Source organism: Aquabacterium sp. TM01 (assembly GCF_057808345.1).
In genome coordinates this window covers 2,630,262-2,647,130 of record NZ_AP046529.1, presented here as the reverse complement: position 1 = coordinate 2,647,130, position 16,869 = coordinate 2,630,262, and the positions used below count along the sequence as shown (strand labels likewise).

General features: G+C 66.3%; 12 protein-coding genes. 5 read left to right on the top strand and 7 right to left on the bottom strand.

Annotation, left to right across the window (positions count from 1 at the left end; all coding sequences use genetic code 11):
• Positions 1 to 262: 262 nt before the first annotated feature.
• Positions 263 to 2,761 carry a Lon protease family protein gene (locus AC3WW4_RS12085; RefSeq protein WP_488828719.1) on the bottom strand — a complete coding sequence of 833 codons (2,499 nt, stop codon included), beginning with the start codon at positions 2,759 to 2,761 and terminating at the stop codon, positions 263 to 265.
• A 30-nt stretch (positions 2,762 to 2,791) separates the two neighbouring features.
• Complete coding sequence (locus tag AC3WW4_RS12080) at positions 2,792 to 4,003, bottom strand: GGDEF domain-containing protein (RefSeq protein ID WP_488828717.1); 1,212 nt, start codon at positions 4,001 to 4,003, stop codon at positions 2,792 to 2,794.
• A gap of 202 nt (positions 4,004 to 4,205) precedes the next feature.
• Between AC3WW4_RS12080 and AC3WW4_RS12075 the strand changes: the two genes are divergently transcribed.
• Complete coding sequence (locus AC3WW4_RS12075; RefSeq protein ID WP_488828715.1) at positions 4,206 to 4,532, top strand: DMT family transporter; 327 nt, start codon at positions 4,206 to 4,208, stop codon at positions 4,530 to 4,532.
• 45 nt (positions 4,533 to 4,577) lie between these two features.
• Here the strand turns inward: AC3WW4_RS12075 and AC3WW4_RS12070 are convergent, their stop codons facing one another.
• The 5 genes from AC3WW4_RS12070 to xdhA all read right to left on the bottom strand — a co-directional run bounded on the left by AC3WW4_RS12070 (position 4,578) and on the right by xdhA (position 11,664).
• Positions 4,578 to 5,711: an HD domain-containing phosphohydrolase gene (locus AC3WW4_RS12070; RefSeq protein WP_488828713.1), complete on the bottom strand. Its 1,134-nt coding sequence runs from the start codon at positions 5,709 to 5,711 to the stop codon at positions 4,578 to 4,580.
• A 179-nt stretch (positions 5,712 to 5,890) separates the two neighbouring features.
• Positions 5,891 to 6,772, bottom strand: a complete 882-nt coding sequence (locus tag AC3WW4_RS12065) for an EamA family transporter (protein ID WP_488828711.1) — start codon at positions 6,770 to 6,772, stop codon at positions 5,891 to 5,893.
• Positions 6,773 to 6,862: 90 nt separating this feature from the next.
• Entirely contained in the window at positions 6,863 to 7,762 is a 900-nt protein-coding gene (xdhC, locus tag AC3WW4_RS12060) for a xanthine dehydrogenase accessory protein XdhC (protein ID WP_488828709.1), read from the bottom strand.
• On the bottom strand, positions 7,759 to 10,110 hold the full coding sequence (gene xdhB / locus AC3WW4_RS12055) for a xanthine dehydrogenase molybdopterin binding subunit (protein WP_488828707.1): 2,352 nt from the start codon (positions 10,108 to 10,110) through the stop codon (positions 7,759 to 7,761). The genes xdhC and xdhB overlap by 4 nt, the downstream gene beginning before the upstream one ends.
• 15 nt (positions 10,111 to 10,125) lie before the next feature.
• Positions 10,126 to 11,664, bottom strand: a complete 1,539-nt coding sequence (gene xdhA, locus AC3WW4_RS12050) for a xanthine dehydrogenase small subunit (RefSeq protein ID WP_488828705.1) — start codon at positions 11,662 to 11,664, stop codon at positions 10,126 to 10,128.
• Between the two features lie 195 nt (positions 11,665 to 11,859).
• Here xdhA and guaD point away from each other — a divergent pair, with 195 nt between their 5' ends.
• Genes guaD through AC3WW4_RS12030 form a run of 4 tightly spaced genes read left to right on the top strand, consistent with a single transcriptional unit; the run spans position 11,860 to position 16,802 of the window.
• Entirely contained in the window at positions 11,860 to 13,278 is a 1,419-nt protein-coding gene (gene guaD / locus AC3WW4_RS12045) for a guanine deaminase (protein ID WP_488828703.1), read from the top strand.
• Positions 13,275 to 14,810, top strand: coding sequence for an ABC transporter ATP-binding protein (locus AC3WW4_RS12040; protein ID WP_488828701.1), 1,536 nt, complete (start codon positions 13,275 to 13,277; stop codon positions 14,808 to 14,810). Before guaD ends, AC3WW4_RS12040 begins: the two co-directional genes overlap by 4 nt.
• Entirely contained in the window at positions 14,797 to 15,858 is a 1,062-nt protein-coding gene (locus AC3WW4_RS12035) for an ABC transporter permease (protein WP_488828699.1), read from the top strand. The genes AC3WW4_RS12040 and AC3WW4_RS12035 overlap by 14 nt, the downstream gene beginning before the upstream one ends.
• Complete coding sequence (locus AC3WW4_RS12030) at positions 15,855 to 16,802, top strand: ABC transporter permease (RefSeq protein WP_488828697.1); 948 nt, start codon at positions 15,855 to 15,857, stop codon at positions 16,800 to 16,802. Before AC3WW4_RS12035 ends, AC3WW4_RS12030 begins: the two co-directional genes overlap by 4 nt.
• Positions 16,803 to 16,869 lie beyond the last annotated feature (67 nt).

The following is a 16,869-nucleotide window of genomic DNA, read 5'->3' as shown; positions in this document are numbered from 1 at the left end:
CTGGAGACGAGCGGGCGAATGTGCAGAATGAAGATCACGCTGCACACCGACTCAGGGAGGAAAGCCGGATCTCCGAAAGAAGATGACAACATGTTACACACATGTATCGTGCTTGTGACACATGGGATGGGCACACCGTTGTCCGAAAAGCGTAGATTGTCACGCTCGTGCCTTATTTTGAGGCATTCCAAGCTTCTTCCCTGGGGCGAACCCTCAAACCCCAAGCTTGCCAACAAGGTTGTCCACAGGATGCGGGGATAAGTCAGGCCTGCCCTTCGTCCTCGGGGCCTTCGCGGCCCTCGTGATGGGCTGAGCCTTTGGCCTTGGCCTTGTGATGCGGGCCTTCACCCGTCTCGCCGTCCTCGGCTTCCTCTGTCTCCTCCCACAGTTCGGTCAGCTCCTTGAGGCGCGCCGCCACCCGCTGGTTGAGGCTGCCTGCCGGGTACTCGCCCTGCGCGTCCGGCTCACCGGCCGGGATCCCGGTCAGCAAGGCAATGGCCTGGTCCACGCTCTCCACCGCCCAGACGTGAAAACGTCCGGCAGCCACGGCGTCCACCACATCGTGGCGCAGCATCAGATGCTGGACATTTGACGCTGGGATCAGCACCCCTTGATCGCCCGTCAAGCCGCGCGCCGCGCAGATGTCAAAAAAGCCTTCGATCTTTTCGTTGACGCCGCCAATCGCCTGCACCTGCCCCAACTGGTTGATCGAGCCCGTGACCGCCAGCGATTGCCGGATCGGCGCCTGGGCCAGGTCGGACAGCAGGGCGCAGGTCTCGGCCAGCGAGGCGCTGTCGCCGTCGATGTGACCATAGGACTGCTCGAACACCAGGCTGGCTGACAGTGACAGCGGCTGGTTGCGGGCGTAACGCCCACCCAGGAAGGACGACAGGATCAGCACGCCCTTGGAGTGCAGTGCGCCCGAGAGCTTGACCTCGCGCTCGATGTTGAGCACCTCGCCTTCGCCCAGGCGCGTGATGGCCGTGATGCGACTGGGCTGGCCAAAGGCGGCATCGCCCAGGTCGAGCACCGACAGGCCGTTGACCTGCCCCTGCACGGCCCCCTGCGTGTCGATGAGGATGATGCCGCGCAGGATGGCCTCGTTCAGCTCCGAGCGCACGCGATCGTGCCGACGGATCTGCGCGTCCATGGCCTGCTGCACATGGGTGGCGGCCACCGTGCCGTGGCCGGACTGGCGGGCCCAGTAATCGGCCTCGCGCATCAGGTCGGCCACGCGGCGGATGTGGGTGCTCAGGCGCTGGGCGTCCTCCACCATCCGGGCGCTGAAGTCGATCACCCGGGCCACCGCGCCGCGGTCAAACGGCAGCAGCTTGTCCTTGCGGGTCAGTGTGGCCACCATGCGCGCGTACAGCATGTGGGTGTCGGGGTTGCGCTCGATGCGGTCTTCGAAATCGGCCGACACCTTGAACAGCTCACCAAAGTCGGGGTCGTACTCCTGCAGCAGATAGTAAAACAGGCGGTCGCCAAACAGGATGACCTTGACGTGCAGCGGGATGGGCTCGGGCTCCAGCGAAACCGTGCTCACCAGGCTGTACATCTGCGCCAGCGACTCCAGCCGGATCTCGCGCGACTGGATGGCGCGCTTGAGGCTTTCCCAGGCGAAGGGCTGCATCAGCAGCTTGCGCACGTCCAGCAGCAGGTAGCCGCCGTTGGCACGGTGCAGCGCGCCGGCCTGGATCAGCGTGAAGTCGGTGACCAGGGCACCGAGCTGCTGCAGGTGCTCGATGCGACCGATCAGGTTGCCGTAGGTCGGGTTGTCTTCGGTGACCACGGGAGCGCCCGCGCCGGCTTTTTGCGTGACCAGCACGTTCACCTGGTAACGGTGGAAGCTCTCGTGCGTGACGAAGGCCAGCCCGCCGCCAAGCTGCGTGGTCTCGTCGGGGTTCTTGAAGTCATCGACATGCTCGACCATGTCCTGCTGCACGGCGTCCAGATAGGCCAGCACGGCGGGCACGTCGGCGAAGCGGGTACGGACGTCGTCCAGGGCGTGCTTGACGGTCAGCAGCGTGTTGTCCTGGTTGAGTTGCTTGAGCTGCTCGGCGCGTTCCTTGCGCCAGCGCGGCAGCATCTCCAGGATCTTGCCGAGCTTGTCCTGCAGGCCGCTGATGGCGGTGGCAATGCGTTGCTTCTCCTCGTCAGGCAGTTTGTTGAACTCGTCGGGCGGCACGACCTCGCCCTCGCGGGTGGGCACGAAGGTGAAGCCGCTCGGGGTGCGCAGCAGGAAGATCTGCTGGCTTTCGGCTTCGTCGCCCAGGGTTTTGAGTGCGGCTTCTTCACGCTGGGTGAAGGCGTGCTGGATGGCCTCGGCCTTGGCCCGGTACTCGTCGCTTTCGAACAGGCCGGGGATGGCGCTTCGCAGGTAGTCCACCAGCTTGGCCATCTGGTCGCGCAAGTCGGCACCTCGGCCGGGCGGCAGGCTCAGGGCCTGGGGCTTGTGGGGCTGCTTGAAGTTGTGCAGGTAGCACCACTCCGGTGGGTCGGCCTCGGTGGGCGTTTTGCGGGCCAGCAGTTGCCGCACCATGCTGCGCTTGCCCATGCCCGAGGGGCCTTGCACATAGATGTTGTAGCCCTCATGGCGCATGCCGGTGCCGAACTGCACCGCTTCCATGGCGCGCATCTGGCCGATGAGGTCGCCCAGGTCTTCCAGCTCGGCGGTGGTCTGGAAATCGAACTGATGCGGGTCGCAGGTGTGGTGCAGTTGCGCGGCAGGCAGGGCGGGCAGGTCGATCACCGAGGTCATGGCAGGTGGGCGCGCTGCGCGGGGCAGCGGCTAAGCAGCGATGTGACCAGTTTGCACCAAGGTGGGCTCGACGCACACCTGGTTGCGCCCTTCGTGTTTGGCGCAGTACAGGGCCTGGTCAGCGCGGGCGATCAGGGCATCCGTGGTGTCGCCGGCGGTGCGCCATTGCGCCACACCGATGCTGACGGTGCATCTCAGGTCCTTGCCGCCCCAGGGAATGACTTGGCGGCGCACGCTGTCGCACAGCTTCTCGGCCAGGTGACAGGCCTCGGTGCGGTGGGTGGCGGGCAGCAGCACCAGGAATTCCTCGCCACCCCAGCGGGACACCACATCGGTGGCACGCAAGTGTTGGCGCAGGTGTTGGGCGACCGTGCGCAAGGTGTGGTCACCCGCGGCATGGCCCAGTCGGTCGTTGACCTGCTTGAAATGGTCGATGTCGATCATCAGTGCCGAGAACGGGGTGCCCATGCGCTGGGCCCGCTGTCGCTCATGGGTCAGGACATCGTCCATGGCGTGGCGGTTGAGCAGGCCGGTCAGGCGGTCGTGGCGTGCGGCGCGGCGCAACTGCCCACCCAACTTGAAGATGACCAGACCGAACAGCGTCAGCTCCAGGCTCAGCGACAGCAGCACCCACAGCATGGCCGTGGTCAGGCTGATCGAGGTGCCGACGATGCTGGCCTGGATCAGGCGCTCGGGCTCCAGCAAGGCCATGATGGCGCGGTGGCCCAGCACCGCCGATCCCAGCAGGCTGGGCAGGGTGAACAGGAGCATCCAGCGGTTGCGCGCGATCTCACCGCGCAGGAATCGGAAGATGATGAGCGTGATCCACAGGCCGCACAGGCATGACAAGGCGGAGATGGTGGCCACGCGCCAGGGGGCATCGGCGTGACGGGGCCACAGCCACAGCGAGCACGTCAGCAGCAAGAGGGCCGCCAGGGACAGGCGGTCATGCAGCGGCTGGCGGGTGAACAGCAGCAAACCCCGTGCTTGCAGCAGCAGGGCGCCCATAAACAGGGTGTTGCCCAGCAGGCGCACCGCCTCCAACTGGGCGTGGGCACTGAAGACAAAGTTCAGAAACGAGCCGCCGCTGAGCAAGGAGAAGCCGGCCCAATGCAGAGCAGGGCGGCGCACGTCCTTGAGCAGCCAGCCGGTCGTCAGCCAGCCCAGCGCGATCACCAACTCCTGGAGAAAAGCCATCGCCAGGCCGATCTGTGCGGGTTGCCAGTCGTTCAGGGTGGGCATGTCGCGAGGCGGTGTGGAGGTAGAAAAAACCGGAATGCCCCGACGGGTGTCGAAGCGGGCAAGGGGGTACGGTGCCACGAGGTGCTAGAGTGCCGGGCGTCAAACACCGGCAAGCACTCTGGCCAGCGCCTCACCTGAAAGAGGAGGCGGCCTGTGCGGTGGCGAAACGTTATTTGTACCAGATTGTTGTGAAGGTTGGAACATGAGCAGCGGCGCACATTGGTTGTACCTGGTCGTGGCCGGGCTGTTTGAGATCGGCTGGCCCCTGGGCCTGAAGCTGGCCTCCACCCCTTCGATGAAGGTCTGGGGGCTGCTGATTGCCGTCGGCTGCATGGGCCTGAGCGGCCTGTTCCTGTGGCTGGCGCTCAAGGGCATCCCCATGGGCTCGGCCTATGCGGTGTGGACTGGCATTGGCGCGGCCGGCACCTTCTTGGTGGGGGTGTTTGTCTTTGGCGACCCCAGCCTGCTGCTGCGCTGGCTGGGCCTGGGCCTGATCGTGGCCGGGGTGGTCTGCTTGAAACTGGCTTGACGGCCGATCAGTTCAGCCCGCCCGGGCGGTGAGGGCGCTTCAGCCTCAAGCCGTGTGGTCGGGGTGCGGGTCGGTGTAGCGGGCGTGGATGTCGGCAACGGCGTCCCGCTGTGCTGCCAGGGCGTTCACGCAATCTGCATCCAGTTTGCCCTGTTCGGCCTGGCGCTGCAGTTCGGCAAAGGCCTCGTCCAGTGACCATTCCTTTTTGTAGGGGCGCTGCGCGGTCAGCGCATCAAAGATGTCGGCCACGGCCACGATGCGGGCCTCCACCGGGATGGCGTCGCCCTGAATCCCTTGGGGGTAGCCCGAGCCGTCGAGCATCTCGTGGTGGTGCTGCACGATGTTGCGCAGCAGATCGCTTTCCGGGAAGTGGCGGTCGCCTTCCTTGCCGATGATGCGTTCGATGATCTCGACGCCTTTGGCGACATGGGTGTCCATGATGGCGCGCTCCTCGGGGTCCAGTCGGCCGGGCTTGAGCAGGATGCGGTCGGGGATGCCGATCTTGCCGATGTCGTGCATCGGGGCAAACAGGTACACGCCTTCGACAAACTCGTCGTTGAGGCCACGTTGGGGCGCAATGGCGCGGGCGATCAGGCGCGAATAACGCGCCATGCGGTCGAGGTGGGCCCCGGTTTCAAAGTCACGCAGCTCGGTGAGTTCGCGTGCCAGCTTGGTCGACTCGATCATGGTCCGTATGGTCGCCAACTCGCTGGCGATCATCATGCTGATCAGGCTGGTGTAGAGCACCAGATCGCGCTGCACCTCGGGGGTGAAGGCCGCCCGCTGACACGAATCGAAGAAGACAAAACCGAGCAACTTGCCATGGTCGAACAGCGGCACGGTGAACGACGATTGGTAGCCCTGGGCCTTGAGCCACTGGCTGTGGGCCGTGTCGGCCTGGATGGCCGAGGCGATGTCGTCGAGCACGCGGAAGTCGCCACTCTGGGCAAGCTGGCTTAGGGCGTGGCTGTTGGACAGCGAGGCCTCATAGCCCACGAGGGCTTGGCCGGTGCGTGTGCTGTTGATGAAGGTCTTGAGCTGATCGTCCTTGGCCTCGTAGAGTGCGCAGGCGATGCGGTCCACGATGGGGACGGTTTCCAGCAGGCGGGTGTGCAGGGCGGACAGACGCTCTGTGAGGGTGCCGGAGTTGGCGATGACCGCCAGGGACGCGAGGTACATGGATCAGGGAAAATCAGGGGAACGGTCGAGCTTATACCGGTTTCCGAAAACCCCAGCCCTGTCATCGGTGATGGGTGGGGGCGAGTTGTCCCCGGAAGCTGTGGACAACCTTGTGAGAAACACTTGTATGAATCGCCTCGCCCCCGGGGGGCGGCTTGGCGTGCTCAAAAAATAGGCAATCAGGTGGCGGCTCGGTCTGCTGTCATCAGGCGGGTTCGCCGGCCCCAGCGATTGAGCCACAGCGAGGCCAGGATCACCGTGCCACCGGCCGCCAGGCGGGGCAGGTCGGCATCGCGGTTCCAGATGAGCACATTGACCAGCAGCCCTGCCGGCACATGCAGCTCGTTCATGATGGCCAGCGTGCCGGCGTCCACCCGGGTGCTGCCAAGCACCCACCAGTACATGCCCAGCGCGGTGGCGAACACCCCCATCCAGCCCAGCACGCCCCACTGCAAAGCGGTGTGGGGCAGCTTGCCCGCATCGCCCCACAGCAGCCAGGCGGGGACAGCCAGCAGCAGGGCCCCCAGAAAGAAGTGGCCGAAGAAGCGGTAGAGCGGCAGGGGCGTGGGGTAACGGGCGAGCAGGTGACGGCACAGCACCTGGCCGGCGGCAAAGGTGAAATTGGCGACCTGCAGGAGCACAAAGCCCCAGAGGTAGTCCCCCGTGAGCGGTTGGAAGCGAATGATGACCCCGCCCCCGACGGCGACGGCCGCCGCCACGAGTGCCCAGAGGTTGAAACGTCGCGCCAGGGCGTCGCCGATGATGGTGACGTAGATGGGCGTGAGCACCGTGAACAGCAGCACCTCGGGCACGGTCAGCACCTCGAAGCTGCGGTACAGGCACAGGTAGGTGACGCCGAACTGCAGCGCGCCGGCCAGCCAGAAGCCGCCCAGCAGCGCGCGCGGCAGGCCACGCCAGAGCGTGAACGGGGCAAAGATCAGGGCGGCAATGCCGACGCGCACGAGCACGGCAAAGTCGCTGTCGACCTGGCCGGCCAAGAATTGGCCGATCAGGCTGAATGAGAAGGCCCACAGGGCGGTGACGATGAGAAGCTGAGGCATGGGGCGCTGACTATATCGCCCCATGCCCTAGGGGAACTCGTTCGAGTCTTCGCAGCCGGATCGAAATGGCCGACGCCACAGAGGACCGTGTCAGGCCGCGTGCTGCGCCAGAAGCTGCGCCACCACGGCGATGGCGATCACAGCAGGCTCCTTGCCGGGGATGTCGGGCAGACCGATGGGGCAGGTCAACCGTTCCAGCGTGTCCGGCGCGATGCCCTGTTCGGCCAGCCGGTGCAGAAAGCGCGCCCGCTTGGTCTGTGAGCCGATCAGGCCCGCAAAGCGAAAGTCACCACGGCGCAGCACGGCGTCGATGATCTGCAGGTCCAGATCGTGTCGGTGCGTCAGCACCAGATGGCAGGCGTCGCTCGGGGCATCGGCCACCTCGCGTTCGGCCGCTTCGGTGGGCAGCCAGGTGATGTGATCGGGCAGGTTGGCCAGCACCGAGGGGTCGGGCAGGCCGGCCTGCGCATCCCATTCCGGCAGGTCATCGGCGCGTTCGTCGATCCAGCGTACGCTGCAGTCCAGATCGCTCAGCAGCTTGACGATGGCCTGACCCACATGGCCCGCGCCATGCAGCTCGACATGAAAACGGGGTGGGGGGATCTGCCAGGCTGCCAGGGCGGCGTGGCTCAGGGCTTCAAAGCGCAGGGTGACGACACCACCGCAGCATTGGCCCAGGGTGGGGCCCAGCGGGAAGGTGTGTGTCCAGCCCTCGGCGGGCATGCCCTCACGCAGGGCCTGACGCGCCAGGTCAATCGCGCGCCACTCCAGATGGCCGCCGCCCACCGTGCCCCGTACCTCATCGAGTGTCACCAGCATGCGCGCATCGGTCTCCCTTGGGGTCGAGCCCCGGATGGCGTCCACGCTGACGATGCAGGTGGCACGACCTTGCGAGAGCCAGCGGCTGGCGCTGGCGTGTAGGCTGCGTGGCGTCAGCCTGTCGGTCGGGTGGAGCGGGCCTTGGGCCAGGCCTTGAGGGGCCTCATTCATGTCGTGAGCAGGTCCGCGGTGGCCGCTACGGCTTGGCGCTGAACGGACTGGATCGCATCCAGAATGGCCTCCGGCGTCGCCGGGGCGCGCAGCGGTGGGTCGATGCGGTGCTCACCCACGCTGGAGATGGCGTCGCGCAGCGCAAAGAACACCGAAAACGGCAGCAGCAGCGGTGGCTCGCCCACCGCTTTCGAGCGGTAGATGCTGTCCTGCACATTTCGGTTGTCAAACAGCTTCACGCGGAAATCCACTGGGCAGTCATTGGCCGTGGGGATCTTGTAGGTGGACGGGGCGTGCGTCATCAGCTTGCCCGAGTCCGGGTGCCACCACAGCTCCTCGCTGGTGAGCCAGCCCATGCCCTGCACGAAGGCGCCTTCAATCTGGCCGATGTCCAGCGCCGGGTTGATGGACTGTCCCACGTCGTGCAGCACATCGGCGCGCAGCACGCGTGACTCACCGGTGAGCGTGTCCAGCAGCACCTCGCTCACGGCTGCCCCGTAGGCGAAGTAGTAGAACGGGTGGCCCTGCATGGCCTGGCGGTCCCAGCTCAGGCCCGGGGTGGCGTAAAAGCCGTCGGACCAGAGCTGGATGCGGTTCAGGTAGGCGTCGTTGACCACATCCTCGAAGCTCAGCGTGTGTTCGCCAGCCCACACCTGGTCATCGGCAAAGCGCACCTCACTCACCGGCACGCCCAGGCGCTCGGCCGTGCGCTGGGCCAGCCGGTCCACGATCTGTTGGGCGGCGTTGGCCGCAGCCTTGCCGTTCAGGTCAGACCCGGTGGAGGCGGCCGTGGCCGAGGTGTTGGGCACCTTGCTGGTGTCGGTGGCGGTCACGCGCACGCGGTGGGCGCTCACGCCCAGGGTGTGGGCCACCATCTGCGCCACCTTGGTGTTGAGGCCCTGGCCCATTTCGGTGCCGCCGTGGTTCACCAGGATGCTGCCGTCGCTGTACACATGCACCAGCGCGCCGGCCTGGTTCAGGTGCACCACATTGAAGGAGATGCCGAACTTCAGCGGGGTCAGGGACAGCCCCTTTTTCAGGACGGGGCTGCTCGCGTTGAAGGCGGCCACGGCTTCGCGGCGGGCGTGGTAATCGCTGCTGGCCACCAGTTCGCGGATCAGGGCGGGCAGCACGTTGTCGACCACTTTCTGACCGTAAGGCGTGGTGTCGCGCTCACCCACGCCATACAGATTGGCCAGGCGCACGTCCAGCGGGTCGCGCCCCACCTTGCGGGCCAGCGAATCCATGATCAGCTCGATGGCCATCGCGCCTTGGGGGCCGCCAAAGCCCCGGAACGCCGTGTTGCTCTGCGTGTTGGTGCGGGCACAAAAGCCCTGGGCATCGACCGCGGGCAGCCAGTAGGCATTGTCGAAGTGGCACAGCGCGCGGGTCATCACCGGCGCTGACAGGTCGGCCGAGAAGCCCGCGCGCGACACCATCTCGATACGGGTGCCGAGGATGCGGCCGTGCTCATCGTGGGCCACGTCGAAGTCGTGGATGAAACAGTGGCGCCGGCCGGTGATCAGGATGTCGTCATCGCGGTCGGGGCGCAGCTTGACCGGACGCTGCAGCGTGTGCGCGGCCAGGGCGGCCACACAGGCGAACACGGCCGACTGCGACTCCTTGCCGCCAAAGCCGCCGCCCATGCGGCGCGACTCCACCTGCACATGATGGGCGTGCAGCTTCAGCGCGTGGGCAATCGCATGTTGCATCTCGCTGGGATGCTGGGTGGAGCTGTGCACCAGCAGGCCGCGGTCTTCACGCGGGATGGCGTAGGCAATCTGGCCTTCGAGGTAGAAGTGCTCTTGTCCGCCCAGGTGGAAGCGGCCTTGCAGCCGCTCGGGTGCTTGCGCGAAGGCGGCGTCCACATCGCCACGGCGCAGGCGCATGGGGGGCACCACATACTGGCCGGCCGCATGGGCGTCTTCAGGTGTCAGCAGGGCAGGCAGGGGCTCGATTTGAACAAAGTCTTTCGTGCGTGCGGCGGCGCGGCGAGCCAGTTCGCGCTGGGTCGACAGCACCACCAGCACCGGCTGCCCCAGATAGTGCACCTCACCGCTGGCCAGGATGGGGTCGTCGTGGACCAGGGCACCGCAGTCGTTGAGACCGGGGATGTCGGCGGCGGTCAGCACGGCCACCACGCCGGGCAGGGCCTTCAGGCCGGCGACGTCGATGTGGGTCAGGCGGCCATGTGCCACGGGCGACAGCCCCAAGGCTGCATGCAATGTGCCAGCCAGCTCGGGCAGGTCGTCAATGTAGGGCGCGCGCCCGGCCACGTGAAGGTGGGCTGACTCATGGGGCAGCGGTTGGCCTGCCACCCGGTCGGAGCTCACAGAGTTCGGTGTCATCAAAAGCCCTCCTTGTCACACAGGTGCCGGCCAGATCTGGGTCTGGGTCGATGGCAGGGGCGCATCCGGACGGGTCTCCATCCAGAAACGCTTCAGCAAATTCGCCGCCACGGTGTGGCGGTAGTCGCGGGTGGCGCGCAGATCGGTCATCGGCTGGAAGTCCAGCGCCAGGGCGACTTGGGCGGCTTGCAGCGTGGACTCGGTCCAGGGCTGGCCGATGAGGGCCGCTTCGGTCAGCGCTGCTCGCCGTGCCGTCGCTGCCATGCCGCCCCAGCCCAGTCGCGCCTCGGCAATGAGGCCATCTTCCAGGCGGATCATCAGCCCCGCACACAGGGCCGAGATGTCGCTGTCACGCCGTTTGGACACCTTGTAGGCGCGCAACACCTCACCCTGCGAAGCCCGAGGCAGCGGTACCCGCAGAGCCTGCACGAACTCGCCCGGCTGCAGCGCGTTGTGCATGTAGCCCAGGTAAAACGCGCTCAGTGGCAGCTCGCGGATCTGCTCACCCTGACGCAGCACCAGCGAGGCGCCCAGGGCCAGCAAGATGGGGGCGCCATCGCCAATGGGGGAGCCGTTGGCCACATTGCCGCCCAGCGTGCCAGCATGGCGCACGGGCGGCGAGGCAAAGCGCAGCCAGATTTCGCGCAGCGCGGGCACATGGCTGCTCAAAGTGGACCACGCTTCCTCCAGCGACACCCCCGCGCCGATCTCCAGCCCCTCAGGCTGTACAGGGTCGGTGCCCCAGGGTGTGATTTGCTGCAACTCGCGCACGCGCCCCACATACAGGATGTCACCCAGCGACTTGAACTGCTTGTTCACCCACAAGGCGACGTCGGTGCCACCCGCCAGCACGCGAGCATCGGGCAGGGCCGCTCGCAGCCGGGCCAACTCGGCCAGCGTGGTGGGGGCAAAGAAACGGGTGGTCTGGCCGAGTGCGGCCAAGTCCGGGCCTTCGTAAACCAGATCGGGTTGATCGGCCAGGGTGGCCAGGGCTTGCAGGTACACCGACGGATCAAAGGCGACACGTGGCGCATCGAACATCTGCTCCCCCGCATCCAGAATCGGCCGATACCCTGTGCAGCGGCACAGGTTGCCCGCCAGCGCATCGGCCAGGTCCGCACGTGGAGGCGCCTGCTCATGGTGCTCGTACAGGTTCCACAGCGACATCACGAAGCCTGGTGTGCAGAAGCCGCACTGCGAACCATGGCAATCCACCATGGCCTGCTGACACGGGTGCAAGGGCGCCTCAGCGCGGGCTTGCAGGTCCTCCACCGTCAGCAAGGCCTGTCCGTCCAGCGTGGGCAGGAACTGGATGCAGGCATTCACCGTGCGCTGTTGCCAGGCGCCGCTGGCAGGGTCGCGCTCGCCCAGCACCACGGTGCAGGCGCCACAGTCCCCCTCGGCACAGCCCTCCTTGGTGCCGGTGCAGTGCGCCGCTTCACGCAGCCACTGCAACACCGTGGTGGTGGCGGGCAGGCCGCTGACCTCCTTCACTTCGCCTCGGTGAACGAAGCGAATGGGGCGGGAGGGCCGGGGCTCGGCAGGGGCGCTCATCAACGGTCTCCTTCTTGTTCAAACTCATTATGACGAGGATGAGATGCAAGCGGCGTGCCGGGCTTGGCGGCGATTCTTTGACACCATTACGGCAAAGCTGGCCCGATCGCTGCTTGTGCATGCTCTACCATCCCTGATGGTCACCGGTTCGATGATCTTTTGTCCTCCTTTATGAACGCCCCTGATCCTGTGTCGATGACAAGTGAAGCCTGCGCTGCAGACGCATCTACGCGACGTGTGCTGCGGGCGGACCTGCTCGACTTCACGGCCGACCCCGGCTTTGCCTTGCCTCACGAGGCCACCGGGGTGCGCTGGCGCCCGGATCACCTGGTCCTCATCGAAGACGGCCGCATCCACACCGTGCAGCCGGCCGACCAGCCCTTGTCCGCAGGCTGGCTCGCCGTTCCCCAGGAAGACCACGGTGGCCGCCTGCTGATGCCCGGCTTCATCGACACCCATGTGCACTGCCCGCAACTGGACGTGATCGCCAGTTTTGGCACGGCCTTGCTGGACTGGCTCAACACCTACACCTTCCCGGCCGAGAAGCGCTATGCCGACCCCGAGGTGTCCCGCCTGGGCGCGCAGCGTTTCCTGTCGGCCCTGTGGGCGCACGGCACCACCAGCGCGGTCGTGTTCCCCACCGTGCACAAAGTCAGTGCACAGGCCTTGTTCGAGGCCGCCCATGCACAAGGCATGCGCCTCATCACCGGCAAGGTGCTGATGGACCGCCACGCCCCCGACGGCCTGCGCGACGACGTGGCCCAGGCCGAGCGCGACTGCATCGACCTGATCGATCGCTGGCACGACCAGGGCCGCCAGGCCTTCGCCATCACCGTGCGCTTTGCGCCCACCAGCACGCCCGCGCAACTGGCCATGGCCGGCCTGTTGTGTCAGACCTATCCCGGCACCTACATGCAGACCCACGTGGCCGAGAACCAGGACGAGATCCGCTGGGTGGCCGAACTGTTCCCGGATGCCCGCAGCTATCTGGACGTGTACGACCGCGACGGCCTGCTCGGCCCGCGTGCGGTGCTCGCCCACGGCATCTGGCTGGACGCCAACGACCGCGCAGTTTTGCGCGAACGTGGCGCCCAGATCGCACACAGCCCCTCGTCCAACCTCTTCCTGGGCAGCGGCCTGTTCGACTGGGCCCAGGCGCAGCGCGAAGGCGTGGCCGTGAGTTTGGCCAGCGACGTGGGCGGGGGCACCAGCCTGTCCATGCTGCGCAACATGCAGGACGCCTACAAGATCCAGGCGATGCTGGGCAACCGCCTGACGGCCTGGAAGGCCCTGCACGCCGCCACCTTGGGCGCCGCGCAGGCCCTGGGCCTCGCTCACGAAATCGGCCAGATCGAGCCCGGCCACATGGCCGACCTCACTGTGTGGGACTGGGCCCATGGCCCCGTGGCCGAACACCGCGACCGCCTGGCACGCGACTCGCATGCACCTTGGCAGGCCGCCTTGCACGAACGCGCCTTCGTCTGGATGACCCTGGGTGACGAGCGGAACCTGGTGAAAACCCTGATCCGGGGGCAAACGGTGTTCCAATCTCCGCTTTCGTCTGGCTTTGATCCGTTTTCTGGCCCTTCCATCTCTGACGCTGAACCCGCATGAGCTACCGACTTGAACTGAGGGGCATCACCAAGCAGTACCCGGGCGTGCGCGCCAACGATGCGGTGAGCCTGAAAGTGCGTCCCGGCGAGATCCACGCCGTGCTGGGCGAAAACGGCGCGGGCAAATCCACGCTGATGAAGATCATCTTCGGCGCCGTCAAGCCCGACGAGGGCGAGATTCTGTTCAACGGCCGCGAGGTGCACATCAAGTCGCCGCAAGAGGCGCGCGCCTTGGGCATCAGCATGGTGTTCCAGCACTTCTCGCTGTTCGACACCCTCTCGGTGGCCGAAAACGTTTGGCTGGGGCTGGACAAGTCCATGAGCCTGGCCGAGGTCACCACCCGCATCCGCGAAGTGGCAGGCGAATATGGCCTGGAGATCGACCCCACCCGCACCGTGCACGACCTCAGCGTGGGCGAGCGCCAGCGCGTCGAAATCGTGCGCGCCCTGATGACCAACCCCGAGTTACTGATCCTGGACGAGCCCACCTCCGTGCTCACGCCCCAGGCCGTCACCCGCCTGTTCGTGACCCTGCGCCACCTGGCCGAGAAGGGCTGCGCCATCCTCTACATCAGCCACAAGCTCGATGAGATCCGTGCTCTGTGCCACCACTGCACCGTGATGCGCGGTGGCAAGGTCACCGGCGAGGTCGACCCGACGAAAGAGAGCAACGCCAGCCTCTCGCGCCTGATGATCGGTGCCGAGCCGCCTGAGCTGCAGCGTGCCGCGCCCGTGCTGGGCGAGGTGGCCTTGTCGGTGCGTCAGCTCAGCGTGCCGCGCAACGACCCGTTCGGCGTGGACCTGAAGGCGCTGGCCTTCGAGCTGCGCGCGGGTGAAATCCTCGGCATTGCCGGCGTGTCGGGCAACGGGCAGCAGGCCTTGATGGCCGCGCTCAGTGGCGAAGACCTGCGGGCTCAGCCGCGCAGTATTTTTCTGTTTGGCAAGGACATCAGCCGGATGTCGCCGCGGCACCGTCGCCACCTGGGGCTCAACAGCGTGCCCGAAGAGCGCCTGGGCCGGGGCGCCGTGCCCACCATGTCGCTGGCCCAGAACACCTTGCTGACCCGCACCGATGCCATCGGCCCCGGAGGCTGGCTGCGCATGAACGGCGTGGTCGGCATGGCGTCGGAACTGATCGAGCGCTTCAAGGTCAAGGCCGCCGGGCCTCATGCGCCGGCCCGCAGCCTGTCGGGCGGCAACTTGCAGAAATTCATCATGGGCCGCGAAATCGAAGCCGAGCCCAAAGTGCTGCTGGTCTCACAGCCCACCTGGGGGGTGGACGTGGGCGCCGCCGCCCAAATCCGGGGCGAGTTGTTGAAGCTGCGCGATGCCGGCTGTGCCGTGCTGGTCGTCAGCGAGGAGTTGGACGAATTGTTTGAAGTCAGTGACCGCCTGATGGTGATGGCGCAAGGCCGCCTGTCGCCCAGCCTCCCGGTGGCCGAGGCCACCATCGAACAGATCGGTGCCTGGATGAGTGGCCTGTGGGACGCTCCCGCCGCCGTGAATAGGGAGGGCGCCCATGTTCAAGCTTGAGCCTCGGCCCGTTCCTTCGAAGGCGCTGACCTTCGCCTCGCCGCTCATCGCGCTGTTCATCACAGTCGTGATCGGCGTGTGCCTGTTCGTGGCCCTGGGCAAAGATCCGGGGGCCGGCCTGCGCATGTTCTTCGTCGAACCGCTCAAGAGCTCCTACGCCTTGTCTGAGCTCAGCCTGAAGGCCACGCCGCTGATCCTGATCGGCCTGGGGCTGGCCGCGTGCTTTCGCGCCAACCTGTGGAACATCGGCGCCGAGGGCCAGTTCGTCATGGGCGCCATCTTTGCCGGTGGGGTCGCCATGCAGGCCACGCCTGACACCGGCCGCTGGATTGTGGTGGCCGTGCTGGCCGCTGGCATGCTCGGCGGCATGGTCTGGGCTGGCATCGTGGCCGCCCTGCGCGACCGCTTTCATGCCAATGAAATCCTCGTCAGCCTGATGCTGGTCTATGTGGCCGAGATGCTGCTGAGCTACCTCGTCTACGGCCCTTGGAAGGACCCGGCCGGCTACAACTTCCCGCAAACCATCACCTTCCTGGAGGCCACGCGCGTGCCCAAGCTGATGACCGGGCTGCGCATGAACATCGGCCTCATCCTGGCCCTGGTGGCGGTGGTGGGCTTTGCCATCTTCCTGTTCCGCACCTACGCGGGCTTCCAGTTGCAGGTGGGCGGTCTGGCACCGCAGGCTGCGCGCTACGCCGGCTTCTCGTCGCGCAAGGCGCTGTGGACGGCGCTGCTGCTGTCCGGCGGCATGGCCGGCCTGGCCGGTGCGCTGGACGTGGCCGGCCCGCAAGGCCAGCTCACACCGTATGTGCCGCTGGGCTACGGCTTTGCGGCCATCATCGTCGCTTTTGTGGGGCGCTTGCATCCGGTCGGCATCGTCTTCTCGGCCATCCTGATGAGCATGTTCTTCATCGGCGGCGAGCTGGCGCAATCGCGCCTGGGCCTGCCCAAGGCCATGACGGGCGTCTTCCAGGGCCTGTTGCTGTTCGCGCTGCTGGCGTGTGACACCTTCATCCACCAACGTCTGCGCTGGGCGAACGCCAAATGACCGAAGTCTCCTCCTTCATCACAGCCGATTCGCTGGCGCTGCTGATCGCCGCCACCCTCAACGCGGGCACCGTGGTGGCCCTGGCCGCCCTGGGGCTTTTGCTCAACGAGCGCGCCGGCGTGCTCAACCTGGGGGCCGAGGGCATGATGCTCGTGGCCGCGATTGCTGGTTTCGCCACCGGCGTGGCCACTGGCAACGACTGGCTGGCCTTTGGCGCCGGTGCCTTGGCCGGTGCTGTCATGGCCGGCGTGTTCGGGCTGTTGGTCATCTGGCTCAACACCAACCAGTACGCCACCGGGTTGGCGCTCAGTCTGTTTGGATCGGGCTTGAGCGCGTTTGTGGGCATCCGCTATACGCAAGAGCGTTTGCCCGAGCGTCCGCATTTCGACATCCCCTGGCTGTCTGACCTGCCGTTTGTGGGCACCGCCTTCTTCAAGCACCACCCGCTGGTCTACATCGCAGTGCTGCTGGCCGTGGGCCTGACCTGGTTCCTGATGCGTTCGCGCCCCGGCTTGGTGCTGCGTGCGGTGGGCGAATCCCCCGAATCGGCGCATGCCCTGGGCTACGCGGTGCGTCCGATCCGCCTGGTGGCCGTGATGGGCGGCGGCGCGCTGTGCGGCCTGGCCGGCGCCTTCATCTCCTTGTCTTACACGCCCATGTGGGTGGAGGGCATGGTGGCCGGCAAAGGCTGGATCGCGCTGGCGTTGACCACCTTCGCCACCTGGCGCCCTGGGCGCGTGCTGCTGGGAGCCTACCTGTTTGGCGGCGTCACCATGTTGCAGTTCCAGATGCAGGGGCAGGGCGTGGCCATCCCCAGTCAGTTCCTGACCATGCTGCCGTATATCGCGACCATCGTCGTGCTGGTGCTGATCTCGCGCAACCCGACCTGGATCCGCCTGAACATGCCGGCCTCTTTGGGCAAACCCTTCCATCCGGGGCATTAAAACGGCATCATCACCCGGCATGATCATTGCTGTATACAAAACTGTCATTGGTCTGGGTCGCTGTCCG